Genomic DNA, 23099 nt, shown 5'->3' on the forward strand with positions numbered 1-23099 from the left:
TCCCCGGCCGGAGGGCAGGCGGGACCGCGCGCGACGGCGGTCGCCACGCGTCTAAGGTGAAGCACTCACCACCCGCGACCGCCGTCGGAGCCGCCACGTGACTCTCTCCTACGCCGACGTGACCGCCGCCCGCGCGCGGATCGCCGGCCACACCCGGCCGGTGGCGCTGTCCGCGCCGGAACCCCTCGCCTGCGCGGGCGAGGACTCCGGGGGTGGGGAGGCGCGGCTGACCCTCGCGTACGAGTTCGCCCAGCACACCGGCTCGTTCAAGGCCCGCGGCGCCGCCAACTTCGCCGCCGCGCACGCCGAGGCGGGGACACTGCCGCCGTCCGGCCTGGTCGTCGCGAGCGGCGGCAACGCCGGGCTCGCCTGCGCCTGGGCGGCGCGCCGGCACGGCGTGCCCGCCACCGTCTTCCTGCCCGAGACGGCACCCGCGGTCAAGGTCGCCCGTCTGCACGCGCTCGGCGCCGACGTACGGCAGGTGGGCACCGAGTACGCCGACGCGCTGGAGGCCTCGCGGAAGTTCGCCGCCGAGACCGGAGCCCTGCCCAGCCACGCCTACGACCTGCCGCACATCGCCGCAGGCGCCGGCACCCTGCTGGAGGAGATCCACGACGCACGCCCCGACGTGGACACCGTCGTGGTGGCGGTGGGCGGAGGCGGCCTCTTCGCCGGTGTCACGGCCGCCGCCCACCAGCACGGCATCCGCGTCGTCGCGGCCGAGCCGGAGCACTGCCGGGCGCTGAACGCCGCGCTGGAGGCGGGGTCGCCCGTCGACGTCCCCGTACGGTCGGTCGCCGCCGACGCCCTCGGCGCGCGCCGGGCCACGTCCATGGCCGTCGACTGGGCCCAGCGGGCGGACGTGGTGTCGCTGCTCGTGCCGGACGAGGCGATCGTCGCCGCCCGGCAGGCCCTGTGGGACGAACGGCGCCTCGCCGTGGAGCACGCCGCGGCCACCGCCGGGGCCGCCCTGCGCACCGGCGCCTACCGGCCCGCCCCCGGCGAACACGTCTGCCTGGTGCTCTGCGGCGCCAACACCGACCCCTCCGACCTCACCGGCCCGCGCTGAGGGCGCGGCGCAGCGCGGCAGCGGTCTTGGACGCCTCCCGGGCCGAGGGCGTGAGGACGCCGTTCTCGGCCATCAGCGCGTGGTACTGCTGCGGCTCGTACGGCACTCCCGGCGGCAGCGGCGCGACGTGCCGGTGCAGGATGTCAGTTCGTCGAGGCCCATGGCCGCAGCGTCACACGGCGTGCGGCCCGCCGTCCGGAGTTCGCCGGGTGCGGTGAGCGGGGATAGCGTGCGGGGGCACGGATCGAGCGGGGCGGGAGAAGGAGAGCGCGGCACCATGGCCGACTGGCTGTCACCGGAGTCGGTGAGTGAGGTGACCCGTGTGCTGGACCTGGCCGGCGTGTTCGCCAACGGGCTCCTCGGCGGGGTGCTGGCACGCGGGCGGAAGCTCGACCTGCTCGGCTTCCTGCTGATCGGTGTCGTGTCCGGGCTCGGCGGCGGCGTGATCCGCGACGTGCTGCTCCAGAACGGCCCCCCGGTGGCCCTGACCGACTACGCCTACCTGCCGGTGGCGGTGGCCGGCAGCATGCTGGCGTTCGCCATCGACCTGCGCCGGCAGGTGTCCGGGCTCGTGTTCAACGTCCTGGACGCCGCGGTGCTCAGCTTCTGGGCGGTGGCGGGGGCGCAGATGACGCTCGCGGCGGGGCTGGGCTGGCTGCCGGCCGTGCTGCTCGGCATGACGACGGCCGTCGGCGGCGGCGCCGTACGCGACCTCCTGCTCGGCACCACCCCGGGCATCCTCCTCAACGGCAGCCCGCTGTACGCCACGGTCGCGCTGCTGGTCAGCGGCGTCATGGTGATCTGCACGGAGCTCGGCGCGGCGACCATCGGGATCGTCGCGGGGGTGGGTGTGGGCACGCTGGTGAGGCTGACCGCGCTGCACCGCGTGTGGGTGCTGCCCGGCGACCGCGACTGGCGGCCGCTGTCGGCGCTGGACCGCCTGCGTCGCCGGGAGGACGAGGTACGGCGCGAGGACGAGCTCGGGCGCGAGGACGGCGGCGAGACCGAAGCGTGACCGGGCGGCCGTACAACTCGGCCGGGTGTTCGGAGGTCATGCACCGCGGAGCCCGCGCGGTGGGCTCCCCTTGCACGTGAGAACACCGAATTTCCGAGGAGTACGTGTGCGACGCGACGCGCGCCCCGGCCGGAGACGCAGCGCCCTCGTCGGCCTGACCGTCGCCGGACTGCTGGCCACGACCACCGCCGGTGTGGCCCAGGCCGAGGACACCGACGAACCGGGTGCCACGGTCCCCGTGTCCTTCACCGGACCCGAGAGCTACGCCCTGTCCCTGCAGGCGCAGGACCCGCCGCCGGGCGAGTCGTCGTTCGAGATCGGGCTGCGCGCCCCCGGCGATCCGGACCCCGACGGGGACGGGACCTCGCACCCCATCCACCAGGGCGACTGGACCGTCACCATCGACGCGACCGCGCTCGACGGCGTCGCCGACGTCCACCTGCCCTGCGACGCCGAGGGCCTCGTCGCCACCTGCTCCGGCTACGAGATCTACGCGGGCGAGGTCGCCAACCAGGACTGGGGCATCGGCCTGGGCGTGAGCGGCGAGAGCGCGGCCGGGGACACCGGAGCCATCGTCGTCACCGGCCAGGGCGAGGGCCTGGAGTTCACCCGCCACACCGTCGACGTGCTGGTGGGCGGACCGGAGTTCCGGATGCGCCGGCCCGTGGAGCCGGACGGGTTCGCCGCCGGTGAGGTCTTCAAGGCGCGAATGGCGTTCCGCAACGTCGGCGGGGTCGCCGCCGACGGCGTGGTCCTCCGGTTCACGGGTTCCCGCGGCCTGACCTTCCCGCAGAAGTTCTCCAACTGCGCCTACGCGAAGGAGAACGAGGACAACCTCATCCACATGCGGCACGTGGCGCTCTGCACCTTCGAGGGCACCTTCGAGGCGGGCGCCGCCTACCGCGTCGCCACGCCGGTGAAGGTGAAGGCCGCCGGCTTCGCGCTGCGCGACACCTTCGCGTACCGCTTCACCGCCCTCGACCCCGCCGACGCGGGCAACCTGCGCGGCGCGGGCACCTACCGGCAGGGGGGCGGCAAGAAGCTGACCCTGGAGCCGGTGCAGGGCGGCGGCACGTACGTCACCTACGCCGAGGTGGACCTGCCCTCCAGCAACACCTACGACCTCGACCTGGTCGGCGACCGGGTGAAGGGCGCCCAGGGCGAGACGGTCCAGGCCACCGTCACGCTGCACAACCGCGGCCCCGCCTGGATCGGAGCCCTCCGCTCCGGCGGTGAGCCGGTCGACTTCACGGTGCAGGTCCCCGAGGGTGCCACCGTTGTGAACACGCCCGCCGACTGCAGCCCGAAGGACCGGGAGAACGGCCGCGTCGTCAGCTTCTGGTGCGGCGGCGACACGCCGTTCGTGGAGAACACCACGCGCGAGTTCACCTTCGGTCTGCGCATCGACGAGGTGATCGAGGGCGCGCTCGGCGAGGCGTCCTTCCCCGGCTGGGAGGACCCCAACGAGGCGAAGCCCGGCAACGACTCCGGGTGGATCGTGCTCAACGGCACCGGGGACGAGGAGACGCCCGGTGACACCGCCGGTACGGGCGGCCCGGACGACGACGGCTCCGGGAACGGCGGCTCCGGCGGCTCCGACGACGCCACGACCGACGGCGGCGCCGCGGGCGGCGCCGACGACTCCGGTGCGGACGCCGGCACGGACACCGACGGCGGCAGCCTCGCCCTCACCGGCACCGGCGCGATGACGCTGGGCGGCTTCGCGCTCGCCCTGCTCGCCGCAGGCGGCGCCCTGCTCGTGGTCCGCCGGCGCCGCGCCGTCCCGGCCACGGTCCGGACGGACGACGCCACCGCCTGACCTGGGACGACTCGCGCACCCGTCGAAGCTCCCACCCTGCCCGGGTGGGAGCTTCGACGCGTTTCCGGGGCCGTCTCCGCCGCGCGCTGGTACAAAGCTGCGATGGCTGATCTCTTCGTCACCGGCCCCGAGGGGCCGATACGGCCGCGGGGCGCGGAGCCCGTGGAGCCGGTACGGGCGGTGCTGTTCGACTTCTCCGGCACGCTGTTCCAGATGGCGCCCTACCCGGACCGGGTGCGCGCGGCGCTCGGGCGGCCGGTGGGGGAGGCAGAGATGGACCGCATCCTGGGCGGCCTGGAGGCCGGGCTGACCGACCCGGACGTGGTCGCCGCGCAGCACGCCCGGGACGTCTCCGCGACCGCGCACCGGCACGCGTTCACCACCTGGTACGGCTCGGCGCCGGAGCTGGCGCCCGTCGCGGGGGCGCTGTACGACCAGTTGCGGACGCCGGCGCACTGGGTGCCGTACACCGACACGCGGGAGACGCTCGGCGCACTGGCGGTGGCCGGGATCGGCGTGGGCGTGGTGAGCGACGTCGGCTGGGACCTGCGGCCGACGTTCGCCCACCACGGGCTGGACGGCCCCGTCGGCGCCTGGGTCCACAGCTGCGACCACGGCACCGAGAAGCCGGACCCGGTGCTGTTCCGGCACGCCTGCGACGTGCTCGGCGTGACGCCGGGGCAGGCGCTGATGGTGGGCGACGTCCCGGCGAAGGACGGTGGGGCGGCCGCGGCGGGCCTTCGCTCCTACGTGCTTCCCGCGGGCCAGGTGCCGGGGAGCCGGCGCGGGCTGGACGCGGTGCTGCGGCTGGCCGGGTTGCCCGGGTCGGCGGGCAGGCGTCAGAGCACCTTCGCGTAGCAGCGGCTCTCGTCGTGGAAGCGGTAGTGGCCGAACTTGGTGACCGGCGCGTAGCCCTCGGAGACGTAGAGCGCGATGGCCTCCGGCTGGTGGATGCCGGTCTCCAGGACCATGCGGATCCGGCCGGCCTCGCGGGCGCTGTCCTCCAGGGCGGCGAGGATGCCCCGGGCCAGGCCCTTGCCGCGTGACGCGCGGACCACGAACATCCGCTTGATCTCCGCGTCGCCGTCCTGGTAGCCCTGCTCGTTGCGGTCCTGGGCGCGCCAGCCGCCGGTCGCCACGGGGCGGTCCCGCTCGTCGTACGCCAGCAGGTAGAGCCCGCCCGGCGGGTCGAACATCTCGGGCGCGAGCGGTGTCACGTCCGTCTCGCCGTAGCGCTCGACGTACTCCTCCTGCACGACGCCTTCGAGCTTGCGTGCGTCGGGGTGGTCGTAGCGGACCGGGCGTATCTGCATGGGTGCATCGTAGGCCGCCCGACCTGCGGCGTGGGTGGCGAGGCGGGGGGCGACGCGGGTGGCGATGCGGTGCGGATCGTCCCGCCGGGGACCCGCGTGGGGACCGGCGGGAGCGCGGCCGGCGGACGCGTAGGGTGCCCTCCATGCTGACCGTGACGACCGTGAACGTGAACGGGTTGCGCGCCGCCGCCCGCAAGGGCTACGCGGAGTGGCTGGCGGCCACCGACGCGGACGTGGTGTGCCTGCAGGAGGTGCGGGCCGAACGCGACCAGCTCACGGCCGCCGTGCGGGAGCCCGAGGGGTGGCACGCCGTGTACGCGCCGTCGTCGGTGAAGGGGCGCGCCGGTGTGGCCCTCCTCACGCGCCGGGAGCCGGAGCGGGTGCGGACCGGCTTCGGCGTGGCGGAGTTCGCCGACGCGGGCCGCTACCTCGAGGTGGACCTCCCGGGCGTGACCGTCGCCAGCCTGTACCTGCCCTCCGGTGACGTGGGGACGGAGCGGCAGGAGGAGAAGGAGCGGTTCATGGCCGCGTTCCTGCCGTACCTGCGGGAGCTGCGCGCACGTGCGGCGGCGGACGGCCGCGAGGTGCTGGTCTGCGGCGACTGGAACATCGCGCACCGCGAGGCCGACCTGAAGAACTGGCGGGCCAACCGCAGGAACTCCGGCTTCCTGCCCGAGGAACGCGCCTGGCTGGACCGGGTCCTGGATCCGGCCGACGGCGGCTACACCGACGTCGTGCGGGCGCTGCACCCGGAGGAGACCGGGCCGTACTCGTGGTGGTCGTACCGGGGGCGGGCGTTCGACAACGACAGCGGCTGGCGCATCGACTGTGCGATGGCCACGCCGGGGCTCGCCGGCCGGGCGCTGAAGGCCTACGTGGAACGGGCGGCGAGCCACGACACGCGCTGGTCCGACCACGCCCCGGTCACGGTCGTGTTCGGCCCCTGACCGGAGCCGTGGCTGCGCCCCTGCGGGCGCGGGAGCGGGGGAACGTGGCGGGACGCTGTTCCGGTGGCGGCGGTGCGCCCCGGCGGGCGACACTGAGCGCGCCGGCGGGACCGTCGCCTGCCCACGACTCACCAAGGAGTCCCGTTTGCGCAAGCTCGTGTACTGCGTCGCGTCCTCGCTGGACGGTTTCGTTGCGGGCCCGGACGGTGCCGATCCGACGGGCCCGGACGGCTTCTGGCCGATCCCGGAGGACTACGTCGCGCACCTCGTCGCGGAGCTGCCGGAGATCCTGCCCGGTGCGGCGCGCGCCGCGCTCGGCGTCACCACCGAGGGCACGCACTTCGACACGGTGCTGGAGGGCCGGCGGGCGTACGAGGTCGGCCTGAAGGCCGGTGTCACCGATGCCTTCCCCCACCTGCGGCATCTGGTGTTCTCCCGGACGCTGACCGAGAGCCCCGACCCGGCGGTCGAGCTGGTGGCCACCGACCCGGTCGCGCGGGTGCGGGAGCTGAAGCAGGAGCCGGGCAAGGACATCTGGCTGGTCGGAGGCGGTGAAATCGCGGGCGCGCTCTACCGGGAGATCGACAGGCTGATCGTCAAGCTCGGCCCGCTCACTCTCGGCACCGGCATCCCGCTGTTCGGTGCGTCGACCGGATTCGACCCGCGCACCTGGGAGTTGACGGACCACACGGTGCTGAGGAGCGGCGCCGTGTTCCTCACGTACGACCGGGCGTCCTCGGCCTCCTGACAAGCCGGTCCCGGGGTCCTCCCGTCGCGCCGTCGGCCGTCATGCCCCGGACGTCCCGTCCCGGGCCGGTGCGTCTTCCGCCGGGCCGTCCTGCCGCTGTCCGGCGGCGGCGAACCACGTCTCCGCCTCGGCGCGGACGCGGCGGTCCAGGGCGAGGCCCAGTTCGGCTTCGACGACCTGTTTGGCGATGGGGCTCAGCCGCGCCAGGGTGAGCGTGACGCGTTCGGCGTCGGCGGCGGTGAGGTCGCCGGGGAGGATGTAGCGCCGCAGCATCTCGCTGAACACCTCGGAGACGGCGTCGACCTCCTCGCGCAGCCGGCGCCCGGCGGCCAGCACGGCCGACAGCGGCACACCTTCGCGCACGAGTGCGGCGGAGGCGTCCAGCAGGCGGCGGCTGACGTGCACGATCTCGTCGCCCTCGACGGAGACGTAGCCGATCTCCAGGGAGGCCGCCAGGTCTTCGGCGGTGACGTCGCTGCCGAAGTGGTCGGCCAGGTCCTCCGGGGTGAGGCGTACCGGCGTCTCGTCGGAGAAGGTGCTGGTCAACAGCGAGTCCATGCCGAGGAGTCGGGCGGTGGAGCTGCTGGTGCGGCCCTGCTCGAAGGCGTCGATGAGGTCGGCGATGCCGCCGAGGGTGTGGCCGCGGGCGAGGAGCGTGGCGATGGTGCGCAGGCGCGCGAGGTGGTGTTCGTCGTACCAGGCGATGCGGCCTTCGCGCCGGGGCGGCGGCAGCAGCCGGCGCTCGCGGTAGAAGCGCAGGGTGCGCTGGGTGATTCCGGCGGCGCGGGCGAGGTCGGCCGCCCGGTACTCGTGCTTCTCGTCCGGCGGCACCTCCGGGTGCGGGGGTGCCGCCCGGTGCTCTGGGTTCCCCACGCGCCCACCCTATGCCGGGCCCGGTCGCCGCCACCCCGTGCGCGCGTGCCGGAGGGCTCGGCATCGCATGCGTAACCGCCGGTAACTTTTCTGCCCGCACCCCCTACCCATCAGTACGGAACTGCTCTACTCTCCCGGACAGTGCCAGTGATTACTGGCACTGTCTCGAATGAGTGAATCAGTCGCGGCAGGGACAGCTTCAGCTGTGGCCGACAGACCGGTAGGAGGCGGCGCGATGGCAGCCGAGCGCGAGCACGAGCACGTACGGGTGGCGGTGATCGGATCCGGATTCGGTGGCCTGGGGGCGGCCGTACGCCTCCGCCGCGCCGGGATCACGGACTTCGTGGTCCTGGAGCGCCGCGACGCGGTCGGCGGGACGTGGCGCGACAACAGCTACCCGGGATGCGCCTGCGACGTGCCGTCCCACCTCTACTCCTTCTCCTTCGCGCCCAACCCGGAGTGGCCGCGCAACTTCTCCGGCCAGCAGCACATCCGCGCGTACCTGGAACGCGTCACCGACACCTTCGGACTTCGCCCCCACATCCGCTTCCGGCACGAGGTGGAGCAGATGACGTGGGACACCGACGCGCTGCACTGGGTCGTCGAGACCTCCCGGGGGACCCTCACCGCGGACTTCGTGGTCTCCGCCACCGGCCCGCTCTCCGACCCCAAGATCCCCGACATCCCCGGCCTCGACGGCTTCGAGGGCAAGGTCTTCCACTCCGCGCAGTGGGACCACGACTACGACCTGCGCGGCAAACGCGTCGCCATGATCGGCACCGGCGCCTCGGCGATCCAGATCGTTCCGGCGATCCAGCCCACCGTCGACCGCGTCACCGTCTTCCAGCGCACGGCCCCCTGGGTGATGCCGCGCATGGACCGGGAGATCAGCGGTCCGGAGCGGTGGCTGCACACCAAGCTCCCCGCCACCCGCGCGGCCCGTCGGCAACTGCTGTGGTTCGTCCGCGAGCTGCAGGTCGGCGCATTCACCAAGCACCCCAGCCGGCTCGGGTTGATCGAGAAACTCGCCGCCGGGCACATGAAGAAAGCGATCAAGGACCCGGAGACGCGGCGCCTGCTGACCCCGGACTACCGGATCGGCTGCAAGCGCATCCTGCTGTCCAACAGCTGGTATCCGGCCCTCGCCCAGCCCAACGTCGACGTGGTGCCGGCCGGGCTGAAGGAGGTGCGCGGCAACACCCTGGTCGCCTCCGACGGCACCGAGACCGAGGCCGACGCCGTCGTCTTCGGCACCGGCTTCCACGTCACCGACATGCCCATCGCCCAGCGCATCAAGGGCGCGAACGGCACCACCCTCGCGGAGGAGTGGACCGGCGGCATGGAGGCCCTGCGCGGCGCGTCGGCCGCCGGCTTCCCCAACTTCATGACCGTCATCGGCCCCAACACCGGTCTCGGCAACAGCTCGATGATCCTCATCATCGAGGCCCAGCTGAACTACATGGTCGACTACCTCCGGCAGCTCGACACCCTCGGCGGCAAGGTCGCCCTGGACGCCCGGCCTTCCGCCGTGCACGCCTGGAACCGGCACATCCAGGACCGGATGAAGCGCACGGTCTGGAACACCGGCGGCTGCGACAGCTGGTACCTGGACGCCAACGGCCGCAACACCACCGTCTGGCCGGGCACCACGGGCGAGTTCCGCAAGGTGACGCGGCGGCTCGACCTCAACGAGTACGAGGTGCTGCGCGTCCGGCCGCCCGTCGCGGAGCCCGCAGAGGCCGGCGCGGTCGCGGAGGCCGCCGAGCCTGCCGAGCCCGCTGCGGCCGAGGCAGCCGACGTCGCCCTGAAGGAGGCCTCGTGACCGCCGCTGCCCTCCCGTACGCGCCTCCGGCTCCCCGGCGCACCCTGCGGGCGACCTCCGCGGACGGCGCGGTCCTGCACGTCGAGGAGCACGGCCCGGCCGACGGCCCCGCGGTCGTCCTCGCCCACGGCTGGACGTGCAGCACCGCCTTTTGGGCGCCCGTCGTCCGGTCGCTCACGGCCGACGGCCACCGCGTCGTCGTCTACGACCAGCGCGGCCACGGCCGTTCGGCGCCCGCCGACCCGTCCGCGTACAGCACCGGGACGCTCGCCGACGACCTGTGCGCGGTGCTCGACACCGTTCTCGGCCCCGGCGAACGGGCCGTCGTCGGCGGTCACTCCATGGGCGCCATGACGCTCATGGCCGCCGCCGGCCGCGCCCGGCTCGGGGCGTGCGCGGCCGCCGTGCTGCTGTGCAACACCGGCCCGTCGCGGCTGGTGGCCGAGTCCCGGGTGCTGCCGCTCCGGGCGGGACGCCTCCGCACCTTCCTGCACCGCAGGCTGCTCGGCACCGGTGCCCCGCTCGGCCCGGTCACGCCGGTCTCCCGCAGACTCGTCAAGTACGGCACCATGGGCGCCGCTTCGACACCCGAGCAGGTCGAGGCGTGCGCCCGACTCGTGCACGCCTGCCCCCGCGCCGTGCGCGCGGCCTGGTCGCACGTGCTGGACACCCTCGACGTCGAGGCGGACCTCGCCCGGCTGAACGTGCCGACCGCCGTCGTCTCCGGCGGCGCCGACCGCCTCACCCCGCCCGTGCACGGCCGCCGCATCGCCGCCGCCCTGCCGCAGTGCACCGGGCTCACCGAGCTGCCGGGCCGCGGCCACATGACACCGGTCGAGGACCCGGACGCGGTGGCCGGCGTCCTCGCCGCCCTGGTACGCGACCACCTCGCGCCGGTCGCGCCCGGCGAACCGTCCGCCCGTGTCCCCGGCCCGCGCCCGGCCGCCGAGACCGCAGCCGAGACCGCGCCCGGGACCGCGAACACCCCTGCCCCGCCGCAGCAGCAGATCGAGGAGGAGAGCGCATGAGCCGCAGGAGCATGGAGGGCCAGGTCGTCGTCGTCACCGGGGCCGCCCGGGGCATCGGCGCCCTGCTGGCCCGCAAACTCGCCGCCCGCGGCGCCCGGCTCGCCCTGATCGGCCTCGAACCGGACGAGCTCAAGAAGGTCAGCGAGTCCCTGGACGTCGACTCCGACTGGTGGGAGGCCGACGTCACCGACCACGTCGCCATGGCCCGGGTCGCCGGCGAGGTGGCGGAGCGCTTCGGCAAGGTCGACGTCACCGTCGCCAACGCGGGCGTCGCCGCCGGCGGCCCGTTCATGGACTCCGACCCGGACGCCTGGCGGCGCGTCATCGAGGTCAACCTCATCGGCGGCGCCGTCACCGGCCGCGCCTTCCTGCCGCTGCTCGCGGCGTCCCGCGGCTACTTCCTCCAGGTCGCCTCGCTGGCCGCCCTCACCCCGGCGCCGATGATGACGGCGTACTGCGCGTCCAAGTCGGGCGTCGAGGCGTTCGCGCACGCGCTGCGCGCCGAGGTCGGCCACAAGGGCGTACGCGTCGGCGTCGGCTACCTGAGCTGGACCGACACCGACATGGTGCGCGGCGCCGACGAGGACGACGTGATGCGTGAGTTGCGGCAGCGGCTGCCGTGGCCGTCCAACAAGACCTACCCCCTGGGCCCGGCCGTCGACCGCATCGTGGCGGGCATTGAACGCCGCTCCGCGCATGTCTACGCGCAGTGGTGGCTGCGCGGCATGCAGAGCATCCGGGGCTACCTGCCCGGCCTCATCGGGACCGTCGGGCGCCGGGAGATGCGCCGCTTCGAGCCGCGCCTCGCGGCGGGCGGCACGCATCGCGGTCTCGTCGGCGCGGGCGGGCAGGCCGACGAGACCGCCCGCACCTCGTCCTGACTTGCTCGTGCCTGTGGCCCCGCCTTCGGGTGGGGCCACAGGCAGGGGGCGGCGAGGCGTTCGCGAGGCCGGGCGGGAACGGCGCCTTCCAGTAAGGTGTGGGCCCACAACGCCCCCTCCGCACCGAGGGGTTGGGCCGCGGCGGCTCGAAGGCCGCCGCCCCGGGGGAGTGACGCATGCTGGGTCAGCTGGGCCTCGGACCCGACGAGGAGACGGTCTACCGCGCGATGCTCGGCGGTCGGGGCAAGGGCCCGGCGGGCCTCGCGGAGCAGCTGGGCTGGGCCGACGGACGCGTCCTGGTGGCGCTGGACCGGCTGGCCGCCCTGGCCCTCGTCCGTCCGTCACCGGACGGCGGCGCGGGACGGGCCGTCGACCCGGAGATCGGGCTCACCTCCCTGCTGATGAACCAGGAGGCCGAACTCCTGGAGCACCAGCGGCAGATCAGCATCAGCAGAGTCGCCGTGCACCGCATGCTCGCGGACCTCCGCGCCACCGGCGGCCCCCACACCGCCACCGAGGTGCAGAAGCTCACCTCCCCGGACCGCATCCAGTCCCGGATCGAGTGCCTGGCCGGGACGTGCGTCACCGAGATCGCGGCCTTCGTCACCGGCGGCGAGCAGCAGGAGCGGTACCTCGCGGCGGCCCGGCCGCTGGACGCGGCGGCCCTGGAGCGCGGCGTACGGCTGCGGTACGTCTTCCTCGACGGTTGCCGCAACCGCCCCGACGTCCGGGAGTACGTGGCGTGGCTGGGCGAACGGGGCGGCCTGGCACGTACCGTGCCGCGGCTGCCGACGCCGATGCTGCTCTACGACCGGGCCACGGCGCTGGTGCCGGTCGACCCGGCGGCGGCCGACCGGGGTGCCCTCGTGCTGCACGGCACCGGCGCGGTCGCGGCGCTGCTGGGGCTCTTCGACCAGACGTGGCGGCAGGCCCGCCCGTTCACCCTGCCCCGTACGCGCGGCGGAGGCCGGGACGGCGATCCGCCGACCCCCCAGGAGCGGGCCGTGCTCGACCTGCTCACCGAGGGGATGACCGACGAGGCCGTCGCACGGCAGCTCGGGGTGTCCGTGCGCACCACCCGGCGCATCACCGCGGAGCTGATGCAGCGCCTGGGGGCCCGCAGCCGCTTCGAGGCGGGCGTCCTGGCGGCGGGCAGGGGCTGGGTCAAGCCGTAGCCGCCCGGGGGCCGGCCGGGTGCCCGTGGTGGGGGACTTGGAGTCGCGGACGGGGATGTGGGTGGGGTGGCCGGTGGCGATCTCGACGCAGTTGGCGTCGCCGCCGGCGGTCCGTTCCGCCGGTGCTTCCTCGGACACCGGCGGATGTTTCCGGACTTCCGCGTGCCCGGCCGCGACCCAATCGCGGTCGGGGCCTTGGAGGCCGCGGGCCAGCCGTTAGCGTGGTGCGGCACGCTTCCGTCGGCCACCGGCGGGGCGGGAGCCGAGATCCGTCCGCGAGGAGCAGCATGCACGCCGACCCCCCTTTCAGAGGCTTTCCCGCGCAGCGCCTTCCCTCCGGGTGGGAGGCTCCCCCGGCCGCGGCTGCGCCCGCCTCCTGGGGGCATGCCGAAGGCGGCTTCCACGGAGGCGGCTTCGCGGGCGGTGGCCACGGCGACCGGCCCGCGAATCCCGGCGGCGGACAGGCCGGGACGGCCCCACACACCGGGCCCGAGGGGGCGGGAGTGGTGGACCGGGCGGAGGCCGAGGACTTCCTCCGCCTCTTCTACACCGAGCAGCCCGACCAGCCCGTGACGTTCGCCCGCAGGCTCTACCAGATCCGCGCGGAGGTGGAGAGCACCGGCACCTACGCCCACACCTTCGAGGAGCTGGCCTTCGGCGCGCGCGTCGCCTGGCGCAACTCGGCCCGCTGCATAGGTCGCCTCTACTGGAACAGTCTCCAGGTCCGCGACCTGCGCCACGTCACGGCACCGGATCACATTTTCGCCGAGCTGTGCGAGCACCTGCGCCTGGCGGCCAACGGCGGCCGCGTGCGCCCCGTGATCTCCGTATTCGCCCCGGACGCCCCTGGCCGGCCGGGGCCGCGCGTGTGGAACGACCAGCTTGTGCGCTACGCGGGCCACCGCCGTTGGGACGGGGGCGTCGACGGGGACCCGGGCTACACCGCGTTCACCGAACAGCTGCGCCGTATGGGCTGGCAGCCGCAGGGCACCGCGCACGACCTGCTGCCGCTGGTCATCGACACACCCGACGACAAGCCCCAGATGTTCGACGTGCCGCGCGAGGTGGTGCTGGAGATACCGCTCTCGCACCCCGACTATCCGTGGTTCGCCCGACTCGGCCTGCGGTGGTACGCGGTGCCGGCCATCTCCCACATGCGGATGCGGGTCGGCGGAGTGGACTACGGTCTCGCTCCCTTCAACGGCTGGTACATGGGCACCGAGATCGGGGCCCGCAACTTCGTCGACGCCGACCGGTACGACCTGCTGCCCGTCGTCGCGCGGGAGATGGGTCTGGACACCCGCAAGGAGTCCTCCCTGTGGAAGGACCGGGCGCTCGTCGAGATCAACGTCGCGGTGCTGCACTCCTTCGAGGCCGCCGGGGTGAAGATCACCGACCACCACACGGAGTCCCAGCGCTTCCTGACCCATCTCGCCAAGGAGGAGCGCCAGGGACGCACGGTCCCCACCGACTGGAGCTGGATCGTCCCGCCGCTCTCCGGCGGCGTCACCCCCGTCTTCCACCGCTACTACGACGAGGGCGATCTCCGGCCGAACTTCTACCTCGACCCCTCCGCGCGCGCCCGCAGCCGAGGCGAGTGCCCCTTCGGGCACTGATCCCCTCGACCTCAGTCACCGTTCTCGCCACCTGGACGGAGAGGAAGGTGGGTGTGGCAGCCGAACCAGAGATCCGGCCGGTCGGTAGGGCGACGGTCCTCAGGAGCGGCGCTCCACCAGTTCGCCGGACACCGCGTCGATGAACCCGACGGCTCCCCGAGGTTCTTGCTCCCCGTCGCGGATCATGTTCACGTTCCAGACGGGCGTCACAGATGGTGTCCGAGGTGCTGATCTGAACTCGCCTCGCCGTGGTTACCCCTGCTCAATCTCCTCGTGCGCCGGTTCCCGTCGCCAGCACCAAGCGGAACGTCGTCATCGGTGTCACACGGTCTGTCGGCGGAGGGTGGTGAGGAACGCCTGCCAGGCGGGGGCGGGGAAGAGGAGGGTGCCCGTGGCGGGGGACTTGGAGTCGCGGACGGGGATGTGGGTGGGGTGGCCGTCGGCGACCTCAACGCACTCGCCGCCCTGGCCGTTGCTGAAGCTGGACACGTGCCAGGTCAGGGGTTCTGGCTCGGGGCGGGTGCTCATGCTGGCATCTCCTCGATCGCGGCGCGGATCAGGGCCGCTGACTCTTCGCGGTTCAGGGCTGTCGACTGGAGAAAAGAGTAGGCCACGGCGCACTCGGTGACTTGGTTCGGTTCCTCGAAGAGCTGGCCGTTGAAGGGGCCTTCGACGTAAACGACTCCCGGCCTGTCGGCGAGGCTCAGCAGTGTCAGCGTGCCGCCGAGGGCGGCATGTGCGCCCACTTCTGGTGGCAGTACCTGGATGACGAACGCGGGGTCTTCGGACAGCGCGGCCAGATGCCGGAGTTGCTCTTCCATGACCTGTCGCCCGCCAACCGGCCTCTTGAAGAGCTCTTGTTCAAGGACGAACCACAGGGCAGGTGGCTGGCTGCGTGACAGGATCTCCTGCCTTCGCAACCGTGCTTGGACACGGGCTTCGATCTCTTCCAGCTGATCGCGAGGACGACCTGCGCGAAGTACCGCACGGGCGTACGCCTCGGTTTGGAGGAGCCCCGGAACGACCATGGGGGCGTATCCGCTGATGGCTGTCGCCACAGCCTCGAGGGAGATGTACCGCTGCACCCAGTCGGGGTACACGGGGTCGCTGTCCATCAGTTCGTGCAGCCGCGCGAAGAATCCCGACGATTCCAACGCCACATCGAGCGCTGTGGCGTTGTGACGGGTGGCGGGGATGGATGCCAGCTCGATCTGAGCGATGCGGGAGGGGCTGATGTTCGCCTTCGCGCCCAGTTCCCGCTGACTCCAATGCCGTTCGGTGCGCCGCACTCGTACTTCTGCGCCGAAGAACGCGGCAGGGCTGGTGGTGTGGTCGAGTTCCTTGCCGGGCATCGTGCTCCACCGCTCTTGAAGTCTCGGACGTTAAAGACGAGGGCACTTACCGACCCTACCCTTGTGCGTTCACTCTGTGACGGGTTGTCACGAAGTGGAGGTAAGGGCGATGAGGTTCGAAGAAGGCGCGTCGCAGTTGGCGATGCGGGCGGTGCGGGGTGCGCGGGAGGACGCGGTGGGGGAGCGGGTGGATCCGGACGACGCGGTGCGGGCGTTGCGGCTGGCGCTGCACGCGGCGCGGATCACGTTGCCGGACCTTCAGGCGGACGGGTGCGTGTGCGGGCGGCTGGCGACGGCGCCGCTGGTGGAGTTGGGGAACGTGCGGCCCGATGTGGCGTTGCGGCTGGCCGAGGTGGTGTCGGAGGGAGCGATGCACGCGGCCGTGCGGGAGGCGAACGCGCGGTCGCGCGGGGAGCGGCTGTGAACGCGGTGCGGGCCGTGGGGCGGTTCGCGGGGGTGCTGTTCCTGGTGGGGGTGTCGGCGGCGATCGGGGCGGTGGTGACGTTGGCGGTGCTGGGCGCGCCCGAGTGAGGGGGTGAGCTTCGCCGAGGGTGACGGAATGTCGTGGGATGGTCACACGAGGTGTAGTCTGCCGCTGAATGGGTTGCCTCGTGACGGAAACGGGGCGGTCCCCGCCCGGTGGGCCAACACCGGACGAGGCCCTACACCCCGTAGGACTTACAGAAGGAGTCCCGGAATGCTCCGGCATGTTATCTCCCTGGCGCGCTCGTTCGCGCAGATCCCGAACGGGATCATCCGCTGTCCGCGCCTGTCGTCGGACGCGAAGAACCTGCTTCTCTGGCAGTTGTCGCTCCCGCCCGGAAACCGTGAGTGCTTGAGCGAGACGGCGCGGAAGGCCGGGATCAGGAAGACCGCCTTCCAGCGCGCGAAGCGCGTGCTGCTGGCGGAGGGCTATCTCCACGAGTGGCGGGTGCAGGTGGAGCAGGGGCGGTTCGCGACCGTGCAGCTGGTCTCCAACACCGTGCTGACCGCCGAGGAGGCAGCCGCCGTACGGGACGGACGTACGTCGGTCCCGGACGCGGCACGGCTGGTGCGGCCGGGTGCCGGGAATCCGGCGGTCGGTGAGCCGACCGGTCGGGCCGTCGGCGGTCCACCGGAGAAGAAGACGGGGATGGAAGACCACCCACCCCGTGCGAGGGCGAGGAGTTGCTGCGGTCGCTGGGGCGGGAGCAGCCGAGGCTGGCGATGCCCGCGCGGACGGCGCGGCGCTGGGCGCCGCTGGTGGCGCCCTGGCTGGAGAGCGGCCTGTCGCCCCTGCGCATCCGGCAGGCGCTCACGCAGGGGCTGGCGGACGTACGGTCGCCGCTCGGCGTGCTCAAGTGGCGGCTGGAGCACGCGCTGCCGGACGTGCCCCAGCCCGATCGGCTCGCGGAGGCGCCGGCGGCGGCTCCGCCGCAGCCGCGCGTGGCCGGGATGCGGGAGTGCGCCGGGGTCCACACGCAGCCGCGCCTGTTCCGCCCTGCGGCGGGCGAGACGCTGTGCGCCGAGTGCCGTACGAAGGCCGAAGCGGAACGGGAGCCGGCGCCCGTCGGGGCGGGTTTCGCACGGTTCCTCGCGGCGCGGCAGGCGCGGTGCGTCTGAACACCAGGGGCTTACCCGGGGGCTCACCGGAACGTCGGTCGAAGTGCTGCGCCCCGTGCGGGTGGTGTGGTCTTCTGCCGGGATGCCTGATGAACTCCTGTGTTCCGGAAGCGTCCTGCGCGCGGTCGAGTCGGTGGTGCGCGAGGTCGCGGACGAGGAGATCATGGCGCGTTTCCGGCTGCTGGCCGGGGGCGACGTCGCAAGGAAGTCCGGGCCGCTGGACCTCGTCACCGTCGCCGACCGGCGGGCCGAGGAGCGCTTGACGGAATCCCTGACGGGGTTGCTGCCCGGGTCCGCGGTGGTGGGCGAGGAGGCGGTGGACGCCGACCGCTCGGTGCTCGACCTGCTGCACGGGGAGGGTCCCGTGTGGATCGTGGACCCGCTCGACGGCACGCGCGCGTTCGTGCACGGCGAGGAGGGCTTCTGCGTGCTCGTCGCCCTGGTGCAGGGCGGCGAGGTCGTCGCGTCCTGGACGTACCTGCCCGCGCGGGACCGGATGGCCGTCGCCCGCCGGGGCGCGGGCGCCCGGCTGGACGGGCGCGAGCTGCGGGCGGGGACGCCCGCGCCGGGTGCCGTGCTGGGAGTGGCGACCTCCTACTACGTCTACTCCGACGAGGCGCAGAAGGAGGCTCTGCTGCGGCTGCGGTCGCCCGGGTTCGAGACGCGCCCCATCACCTCGGCGGGGTGCGCCTACCTGGACGTGGCCTCCGGCGTGGCGGACGCCGTGGCGTTCGCCTGGGAGAACCCCTGGGACCACGCGGCCGGTCTGCTGCTGGTCCGGGAGGCCGGAGGCGCTGGAGCGACCCTGGCGGGGGAGCCGTTCCGGCTCACCGGCGGCAACGCCCTGCCCCTCGCGGCGGCGCGCGACGAGGCGTCGCTCCGGCGGGTGCTGGGCGTGCTGCGGGGCGATCGCTGACGCGCCCCGCCCCGGCTGCCACGCCGGAGCGCACCGGCGGCTGAGGGGCGGCCGTCGCGCCGAGGGCCTCCCTCGAAGGAAACGCCGAAAACGGGCGGCTTAGAGTACGTGGGTCACCGCCGCCCGCCTCGGAGCCCGCCCCGCATGGAGCCCACCCCTCCGGATCTCTCGCCGGTTCGCCGTCACCGTGCGGCGCTGCGGTTGTGCTTCGCGATCCCCGGTCTGTCGCTCGCCACCTGGGTGACCCGGACCCCGGACGTCCGTGACCGGCTCGGTGCCTCCACCGCCGAGATGGGCCTCGTGCTCTTCGGCATGTCGATCGGCTCGATGCTCGGCATCCTGGTGGCCGCCGCCCTGGTGGCGCGGTTCTCGACCCGTCCCGTCATCGTCGCCGGCATGGGTCTCGCGTCCGCGAGTGTGGCGACAACGGCCCTGGGCACGGAGATGTCCTCCGCGCCGACGGTGGCCTTCGGCCTGCTGCTCCTCGGTGCCGGTGTCGGGCTCTCGGAGGTCGCCAGCAACGTCGACGGCTCCGTCGTGGAGCGCGAGCTGGGCCGGCCCGTCCTGCCGGCCATCCACGGCTGCTACAGCCTCGGCACGGTGGCCGGGGCCGGCTTCGGAGTGGCCGGTGCTGCGGCGGGCGTCCCGGTGCCCTGGCACATGGCGGTCGCGCTGGTGGTCGTGGTCGTACTGTTCGCCTGCGCGGTGCCGGGGTTGCGTCCCGGTATCGGTCGCACCCGGGCCGTGGACGCCGGGCCGGCCGGTGCCGGTGCGGGTGCCAACAAGGCCTTCGTCAGCCCGGGAGAGGTCAGGGAACGCCGGCTGTACCGCGATCTGCGGCTGCTGATGATCGGCGGGGTGGTGCTCGGCATGGCGCTGGCCGAGGGGGCCGCCACCGACTGGTTGCCGCTGCTCATGGTCGACGGCCACGGCATGCCCACCGGTCCGGGATCACTCGTGTACGCCGGGTTCGCCGCCGCGATGGCGGTCGGCCGTTTCGCCGGAGGACCCGTGGTGGCCCGGGTCGGCCGGCCCGCGGTGCTCGGCGGGGGTGCGCTGCTCACGTCCGTCGGTATCGCTCTCGTGTCCTTCGTCGACTCCCCGGCGGCAGCCGGCTGCGCGGTGCTGCTCTGGGGGCTCGGCACCTCTCTGGGCTTCCCGCTGGCCCTCTCCGCGGCGGGCGAGTCCGGCCCGGACACCACCGGCCGCGTGGCCCTGACCTCGAGGATCGGCTACGTCGCGCTGCTGGCGGGGCCACCGGCGCTCGGTTTCCTCGGTGAACACCACGGGTTGCGCGCCGCGATGGTCCCGGTCCTGCTGCTCATGCTCGTCGCGGCGGTGCTCGCGCCGGCCACCGCCGCGCGGGCCGTCCGGTCGGGAGCGCGCCACGGGACGTAACCGGGACCACGCGCCGGAATCTTCAGCGCGCCGGGACCTTCAGCGCGGCGGGAGCTCGGGGCGGCGGCGGTCGGGGACGTGTGCGAGGTCCGGCGGGGTGGCGGCGGGGTGCTGCTCCAGGCGGTCCAGCGCGGTGCGTACGGCGGCGGCCAGTACCGTGTAGCGGCCCTCCGCCCAGTCCAGGGGCGTGCGTTCGACCTCGATGTCGGGCTCGACGCCGTGGTTCTCGACCGACCAGCCGTAGGCGTCGAACCAGGCGGCGTTCATCGGCACCGTGATGACCGTGCCGTCGCCCAGGCGGTGGCGCCCGGTCATGCCGACGACGCCGCCCCACGTGCGGGTGCCGACGACCGGGCCGAGGCCGAGCAGCCGGAACGCGGCGATGATCATGTCGCCGTCGGAGGACGTGGCGCCGTCGGCGAGGGCGACGACGGGACCGCGCGGCGCGTTGCCCGCGTAGCTGACGGGCTGGGCATTGCGGGTGAGGTCCCAGCCGAGGATGACGCGGGTCAGCTTCTCCACGACGAGTTCGCTGATGTGGCCGCCCGCGTTGCCGCGCACGTCGACGATGAGGGCGGGGCGGGCGACCTCCATCCGCCAGTCGCGGTTGAACTGCGCCCAGCCGGAACCGCCCATGTCGGGGATGTGCAGGTAGCCGCACGCGCCGCCGGACAGTTCGCGGACCACCTCGCGCCGCCGCGTCACCCAGTCCTGGTAACGGAGTTGGCGGTCGTTGATCAGCGGCTGGACGGCGATGCGGCGGGGCGGGCGTTCGGGGTCGGTGCGGGAGAACGTCAGCTCGACGGTGGTGCCCCCGGCGGCGGTGAGCAGCGCCCACGGCCCGGCGGTCGGGTCGACGGGACGGCCGTCCACGTGCGTGACGGTGGCGCCCTCGCGGATGCCGAGACCGGCCAGTGGCGAACGGGCCTTGGAGTCGGAGGAGTTGCCGGGCAGGATGCGGGAGATCTGCCACTCCCCGGCCTCGGTGCGCGTGAAGTCCGCGCCGAGCAGTCCGATGGGCCGTTGGTAGTGCGGCGGTCCCTCGTCGCGCCGGGCCGCGGCCACGTACGCGTGCGAGGTGCCCAGCTCGCCGAGGAGTTCGCGCAGCAGGTCGGCGAACTCGGCGGGTGAGGCGATGCGTTCGACCAGTGGACGGTACTGGTCCAGCACGGCGTCCCAGTCGATGCCGCACATGTCCGGGTCCCAGAAGTAGGCGCGGATGATGCGGCCGGCCTCCGCGTACGCCTGCCGCCACTCCGCCGCCGGGTCCACCTCGTGCTGGATGCGGCGCAGGTCCACGTGGACCATGGAGTCCAGGTCGGCCGGTTCGGTGGCCGGGACCACCCGCAGGTCGCCCTCGTCGTTGACGACCAGGCGCGAACCGTCGCCGCTGACGGTGAACGCGTCGACCAGGCCGGTGAGTTCGGTGCGCTTCGCCTTGACCAGGTCGAAGTGTTCGAGGGTGGGCCGGCCGGAGGTGTCGGCCGGGTTGACGAAGGTCTCGCCCAGGGCGCCGGAGATCGGGTAGCGCAGCCAGACCACGCCGCCGCCGTGCACGGGCCGCAGCGCGGAGTACTTGGAGGCGGCGACCGGGAACGGCGTCACCCGGTCGGGCAGGCCCTCCGCCTCGACCAGCGCCGTGCCGTACTCGCCGGACACGCTCTGCGGGTCCAGCCCGCCGGCGGCCGGCCGGCCCTCGGGCGTCAGCGCGAACGGCGACAGCGTCGCGGAGGACAGCGGCACCAGGTAGGGGCGGCAGCCGAGGGGGAACGAGAGGTCGCCGGTGTGCACGTCGTAGACCGGGTCGAAGCCGCGCCAGGAGAGAAAGGCGAGGTAGCGGCCGTCGCGGGTGAAGACGGGCTGCTCGTCCTCGAACCGGCCGTCGGTGACGTCGACGACGGTGCGGGTGCCGCCCAGGCGGCCGATCCTGATCTGGCTGAGGGAGCGTCCGATGCCGGGGTGGGCCCAGGCGATCCAGGAGGAGTCGGGGGAGAAGGACAGGTCGTGGACGGGGCCGTTGACGGAGGCGACCAGCTCGGTGACGGGGTCCCAGGCCGGGGGCTCCGGCTCCGCCGCGTTTCCGGTGTCCGCCGCGTTCCCGGCCTCCGGCTCGCCCGCCGGATCCGGCTCGGCCCCCGGCTCCGGGTCGGCCCCGGACTCCCCCTCGCCCGCGGTCGCCCCGCGGTCCGCCTCGTCCGCCGTCCGGCCCGCCTCCGCCGCGTCGCCCGCCTCCGGGGCCCACTCCGGGGGACGTTCGGCGTCCTCCGGGGCGCGGACGTCGACGAGCAGCAGCCGTCCGTCGTGCGAGGCGACGGCGACCGTGCAGCCGTCCGGCGCGGCGGTCAGTTCGCGGACGCGGCCCAGACGTCCGCCCGCCAGCCGCCACGGGGTGCGGGGGCGGGTGGCACGCGGCAGGTCGGCGATCTCCAGGGCGTCCTCGCCGTCGGCGTCCGTCACGTACGCGACGCGGCCGGTGTCGCCGAGCATCACCGGCAGCCGCACCCGTACGCCGGGGGTGTCGGCCAGGGTGCGGGCCGGGCCGTCCCGGTGGGTCAGCCAGTACAGGCTGCCGCGCACGCCGACGGCGCTGGCGCGGCCGGTGTGGTCGGCGGCGAGCGCGTCCAGGTGGGCGGCGGCGGGCACCTGGTACGGGCGCCGCCCGGGGCGCGGGCCGCCCAGCCGAACGGGCAGCCTGCGCGGGCGGCCGCCGGGCGACAGGTCCTCGGCGAGCCACAGTTCGCCGGCGCACTGGTAGACGACGCGCCGCCCGTCGGTGGCGGCGTGGCGGGCGTAGAAGTCGGCGTGGTCGGTGTGGCGGCTGAGGCCGGTGCCGTCGGGCAGACAGGAGTAGAGGTTGCCGACGCCCTCGTGGTCGGAGAGGAACGCGATGCGGCCCTGCACGAACATCGGGCAGTCCAGGTGGCCGTCGAGCTCGGGGAGCAGGCGCTGCCCGTCGAGCCACAGGCGGCCGGTGGCACCGCCGCGGTAGCGCTTCCAGGCGGCCGGCTCGTGCGGGGGCGTGCCGGCGAGCAGCAGCGTGTGCGGGCGGTCCGTGCGGCCGGCGGCGATGTGGGCGACGGGACCCCAGGGCAGGCGGGCGCCCGGGCCTCCGTCGGTGCGGACCTGGTACGCCCAGGTGAAGTGGGAGAACGGCTGCTCGTGCGAGGAGACGGCCAGGACGTCGCTGCGCCCCTCGCCGTCCGGTGGCGTCCAGCCGCAGACCCGGGTGTCGGGGGAGCCCCAGTAGGTGAGGCGGGTGGTGCCGCCGCCCGCCACGGGCGCGAGGTGGATCTCGGGGTCCAGGCTGCGCCAGGTGGTGAACGCGAGGTGGCGGCCGTCCGGGGAGAAGCGGGGGTGGTCGACACGGGTGCGGTCGACGGTGAGCCGCCAGGCCCGTCCGGGTTCGGCGCCCTCGTCGGCCAGGGGCGTGACCCACAGGTCGTCCTCGGTGATGAAACAGACCAGATCACCGTGAAGGTCGGGAAACCTCAGATACGCGGCGTTTTCCGTCACCTCTCCCATTCT

General features: G+C 73.8%; 20 protein-coding genes and 1 pseudogene. 15 read left to right on the plus strand and 6 right to left on the minus strand.

The genetic code is table 11. The features are described from left to right. The first annotated feature begins 97 nt into the window (after window positions 1-97). The 4 genes from K304_RS0124560 to K304_RS31105 all read left to right on the plus strand — a co-directional run bounded on the left by K304_RS0124560 (window position 98) and on the right by K304_RS31105 (window position 4761). Window positions 98-1069, plus strand: coding sequence for a serine/threonine dehydratase (locus tag K304_RS0124560; protein ID WP_027765876.1), 972 nt, complete (start codon window positions 98-100; stop codon window positions 1067-1069). Between the two features lie 277 nt (window positions 1070-1346). Further along, window positions 1347-2084, plus strand: a complete 738-nt coding sequence (locus K304_RS31095) for a TRIC cation channel family protein (RefSeq protein WP_078529636.1) — start codon at window positions 1347-1349, stop codon at window positions 2082-2084. Between the two features lie 106 nt (window positions 2085-2190). After that, complete coding sequence (locus K304_RS31100; protein ID WP_078529637.1) at window positions 2191-3903, plus strand: hypothetical protein; 1713 nt, start codon at window positions 2191-2193, stop codon at window positions 3901-3903. A 102-nt stretch (window positions 3904-4005) separates the two neighbouring features. Continuing rightward, window positions 4006-4761, plus strand: coding sequence for an HAD family hydrolase (locus K304_RS31105; protein ID WP_037791575.1), 756 nt, complete (start codon window positions 4006-4008; stop codon window positions 4759-4761). On the opposite strand, the gene K304_RS0124585 is transcribed toward K304_RS31105, so the two are convergent. Beyond that, complete coding sequence (locus tag K304_RS0124585; protein WP_027765877.1) at window positions 4743-5216, minus strand: GNAT family N-acetyltransferase; 474 nt, start codon at window positions 5214-5216, stop codon at window positions 4743-4745. The genes K304_RS31105 and K304_RS0124585 overlap by 19 nt on opposite strands. Window positions 5217-5359: 143 nt before the next feature. Here K304_RS0124585 and K304_RS0124590 point away from each other — a divergent pair, with 143 nt between their 5' ends. Continuing rightward, window positions 5360-6163: an exodeoxyribonuclease III gene (locus K304_RS0124590; protein ID WP_027765878.1), complete on the plus strand. Its 804-nt coding sequence runs from the start codon at window positions 5360-5362 to the stop codon at window positions 6161-6163. Window positions 6164-6308: 145 nt separating this feature from the next. Next, a complete protein-coding gene (locus K304_RS0124595) occupies window positions 6309-6911 on the plus strand; it encodes a dihydrofolate reductase family protein (protein ID WP_027765879.1) in 603 nt (200 codons plus the stop codon). 39 nt (window positions 6912-6950) lie between these two features. On the opposite strand, the gene K304_RS31110 is transcribed toward K304_RS0124595, so the two are convergent. Beyond that, on the minus strand, window positions 6951-7784 hold the full coding sequence (locus tag K304_RS31110; protein ID WP_199779668.1) for a MerR family transcriptional regulator: 834 nt from the start codon (window positions 7782-7784) through the stop codon (window positions 6951-6953). A 235-nt stretch (window positions 7785-8019) separates the two neighbouring features. Between K304_RS31110 and K304_RS31115 the strand changes: the two genes are divergently transcribed. The 4 genes from K304_RS31115 to K304_RS0124620 all read left to right on the plus strand — a co-directional run bounded on the left by K304_RS31115 (window position 8020) and on the right by K304_RS0124620 (window position 12690). Continuing rightward, complete coding sequence (locus K304_RS31115; protein WP_051308784.1) at window positions 8020-9606, plus strand: flavin-containing monooxygenase; 1587 nt, start codon at window positions 8020-8022, stop codon at window positions 9604-9606. After that, window positions 9603-10634 (plus strand): alpha/beta fold hydrolase, encoded by a 1032-nt coding sequence (locus tag K304_RS31120; RefSeq protein WP_051308785.1) that lies wholly within the window; start codon window positions 9603-9605, stop codon window positions 10632-10634. Before K304_RS31115 ends, K304_RS31120 begins: the two co-directional genes overlap by 4 nt. After that, window positions 10631-11515 carry an SDR family oxidoreductase gene (locus K304_RS0124615; RefSeq protein ID WP_027765880.1) on the plus strand — a complete coding sequence of 295 codons (885 nt, stop codon included), beginning with the start codon at window positions 10631-10633 and terminating at the stop codon, window positions 11513-11515. The genes K304_RS31120 and K304_RS0124615 overlap by 4 nt, the downstream gene beginning before the upstream one ends. Window positions 11516-11691: 176 nt before the next feature. Further along, entirely contained in the window at window positions 11692-12690 is a 999-nt protein-coding gene (locus tag K304_RS0124620; protein ID WP_027765881.1) for a helix-turn-helix domain-containing protein, read from the plus strand. 33 nt (window positions 12691-12723) lie between these two features. Here the strand turns inward: K304_RS0124620 and K304_RS33160 are convergent. Beyond that, a pseudogene (locus K304_RS33160) lies at window positions 12724-12828 on the minus strand (DUF397 domain-containing protein); the annotation flags it as partial. A gap of 365 nt (window positions 12829-13193) precedes the next feature. Between K304_RS33160 and K304_RS31125 the strand changes: the two are divergent. Continuing rightward, window positions 13194-14306 carry a nitric oxide synthase oxygenase gene (locus tag K304_RS31125; RefSeq protein WP_486591793.1) on the plus strand — a complete coding sequence of 371 codons (1113 nt, stop codon included), beginning with the start codon at window positions 13194-13196 and terminating at the stop codon, window positions 14304-14306. 321 nt (window positions 14307-14627) lie between these two features. Here the strand turns inward: K304_RS31125 and K304_RS0124635 are convergent, their stop codons facing one another. Next, entirely contained in the window at window positions 14628-14834 is a 207-nt protein-coding gene (locus K304_RS0124635) for a DUF397 domain-containing protein (RefSeq protein WP_027765882.1), read from the minus strand. Beyond that, entirely contained in the window at window positions 14831-15658 is an 828-nt protein-coding gene (locus K304_RS0124640; RefSeq protein ID WP_027765883.1) for a Scr1 family TA system antitoxin-like transcriptional regulator, read from the minus strand. The genes K304_RS0124635 and K304_RS0124640 overlap by 4 nt, the downstream gene beginning before the upstream one ends. Before the next feature lie 109 nt (window positions 15659-15767). Here K304_RS0124640 and K304_RS31130 point away from each other — a divergent pair, with 109 nt between their 5' ends. The 4 genes from K304_RS31130 (at window position 15768) to K304_RS31135 (ending at window position 19574) form a co-directional block, all read left to right on the plus strand. Then, complete coding sequence (locus tag K304_RS31130; protein ID WP_037791577.1) at window positions 15768-16082, plus strand: hypothetical protein; 315 nt, start codon at window positions 15768-15770, stop codon at window positions 16080-16082. Window positions 16083-16864: 782 nt separating this feature from the next. Continuing rightward, window positions 16865-17260 carry a hypothetical protein gene (locus K304_RS0124655; protein WP_027765884.1) on the plus strand — a complete coding sequence of 132 codons (396 nt, stop codon included), beginning with the start codon at window positions 16865-16867 and terminating at the stop codon, window positions 17258-17260. 82 nt (window positions 17261-17342) lie between these two features. Next, entirely contained in the window at window positions 17343-18176 is an 834-nt protein-coding gene (locus K304_RS0124660; protein ID WP_027765885.1) for an inositol monophosphatase family protein, read from the plus strand. Between the two features lie 144 nt (window positions 18177-18320). Further along, a complete protein-coding gene (locus K304_RS31135) occupies window positions 18321-19574 on the plus strand; it encodes an MFS transporter (protein ID WP_037791580.1) in 1254 nt (417 codons plus the stop codon). A 39-nt stretch (window positions 19575-19613) separates the two neighbouring features. On the opposite strand, the gene K304_RS0124670 is transcribed toward K304_RS31135, so the two are convergent. After that, window positions 19614-23096, minus strand: coding sequence for a S41 family peptidase (locus tag K304_RS0124670; RefSeq protein WP_037791582.1), 3483 nt, complete (start codon window positions 23094-23096; stop codon window positions 19614-19616). Window positions 23097-23099 lie beyond the last annotated feature (3 nt).

This window comes from Streptomyces sp. CNS606 (assembly GCF_000426325.1).

Coding starts and splice junctions, on each gene's coding strand:
- K304_RS31135 (WP_037791580.1), top strand. CDS start 18,321: ATGGAGCCCACCCCTCCGGATCTCTCGCCGGTTCGCCGTCACCGTGCG.
- K304_RS0124655 (WP_027765884.1), top strand. CDS start 16,865: ATGCCCGCGCGGACGGCGCGGCGCTGGGCGCCGCTGGTGGCGCCCTGG.
- K304_RS0124590 (WP_027765878.1), top strand. CDS start 5,360: ATGCTGACCGTGACGACCGTGAACGTGAACGGGTTGCGCGCCGCCGCC.
- K304_RS0124640 (WP_027765883.1), bottom strand. CDS start 15,658: ATGCCCGGCAAGGAACTCGACCACACCACCAGCCCTGCCGCGTTCTTC.
- K304_RS0124615 (WP_027765880.1), top strand. CDS start 10,631: ATGAGCCGCAGGAGCATGGAGGGCCAGGTCGTCGTCGTCACCGGGGCC.
- K304_RS0124670 (WP_037791582.1), bottom strand. CDS start 23,096: ATGGGAGAGGTGACGGAAAACGCCGCGTATCTGAGGTTTCCCGACCTT.
- K304_RS31095 (WP_078529636.1), top strand. CDS start 1,347: ATGGCCGACTGGCTGTCACCGGAGTCGGTGAGTGAGGTGACCCGTGTG.
- K304_RS0124585 (WP_027765877.1), bottom strand. CDS start 5,216: ATGCAGATACGCCCGGTCCGCTACGACCACCCCGACGCACGCAAGCTC.
- K304_RS31105 (WP_037791575.1), top strand. CDS start 4,006: ATGGCTGATCTCTTCGTCACCGGCCCCGAGGGGCCGATACGGCCGCGG.
- K304_RS31115 (WP_051308784.1), top strand. CDS start 8,020: ATGGCAGCCGAGCGCGAGCACGAGCACGTACGGGTGGCGGTGATCGGA.
- K304_RS31130 (WP_037791577.1), top strand. CDS start 15,768: ATGAGGTTCGAAGAAGGCGCGTCGCAGTTGGCGATGCGGGCGGTGCGG.
- K304_RS0124660 (WP_027765885.1), top strand. CDS start 17,343: ATGCCTGATGAACTCCTGTGTTCCGGAAGCGTCCTGCGCGCGGTCGAG.
- K304_RS0124635 (WP_027765882.1), bottom strand. CDS start 14,834: ATGAGCACCCGCCCCGAGCCAGAACCCCTGACCTGGCACGTGTCCAGC.
- K304_RS0124620 (WP_027765881.1), top strand. CDS start 11,692: ATGCTGGGTCAGCTGGGCCTCGGACCCGACGAGGAGACGGTCTACCGC.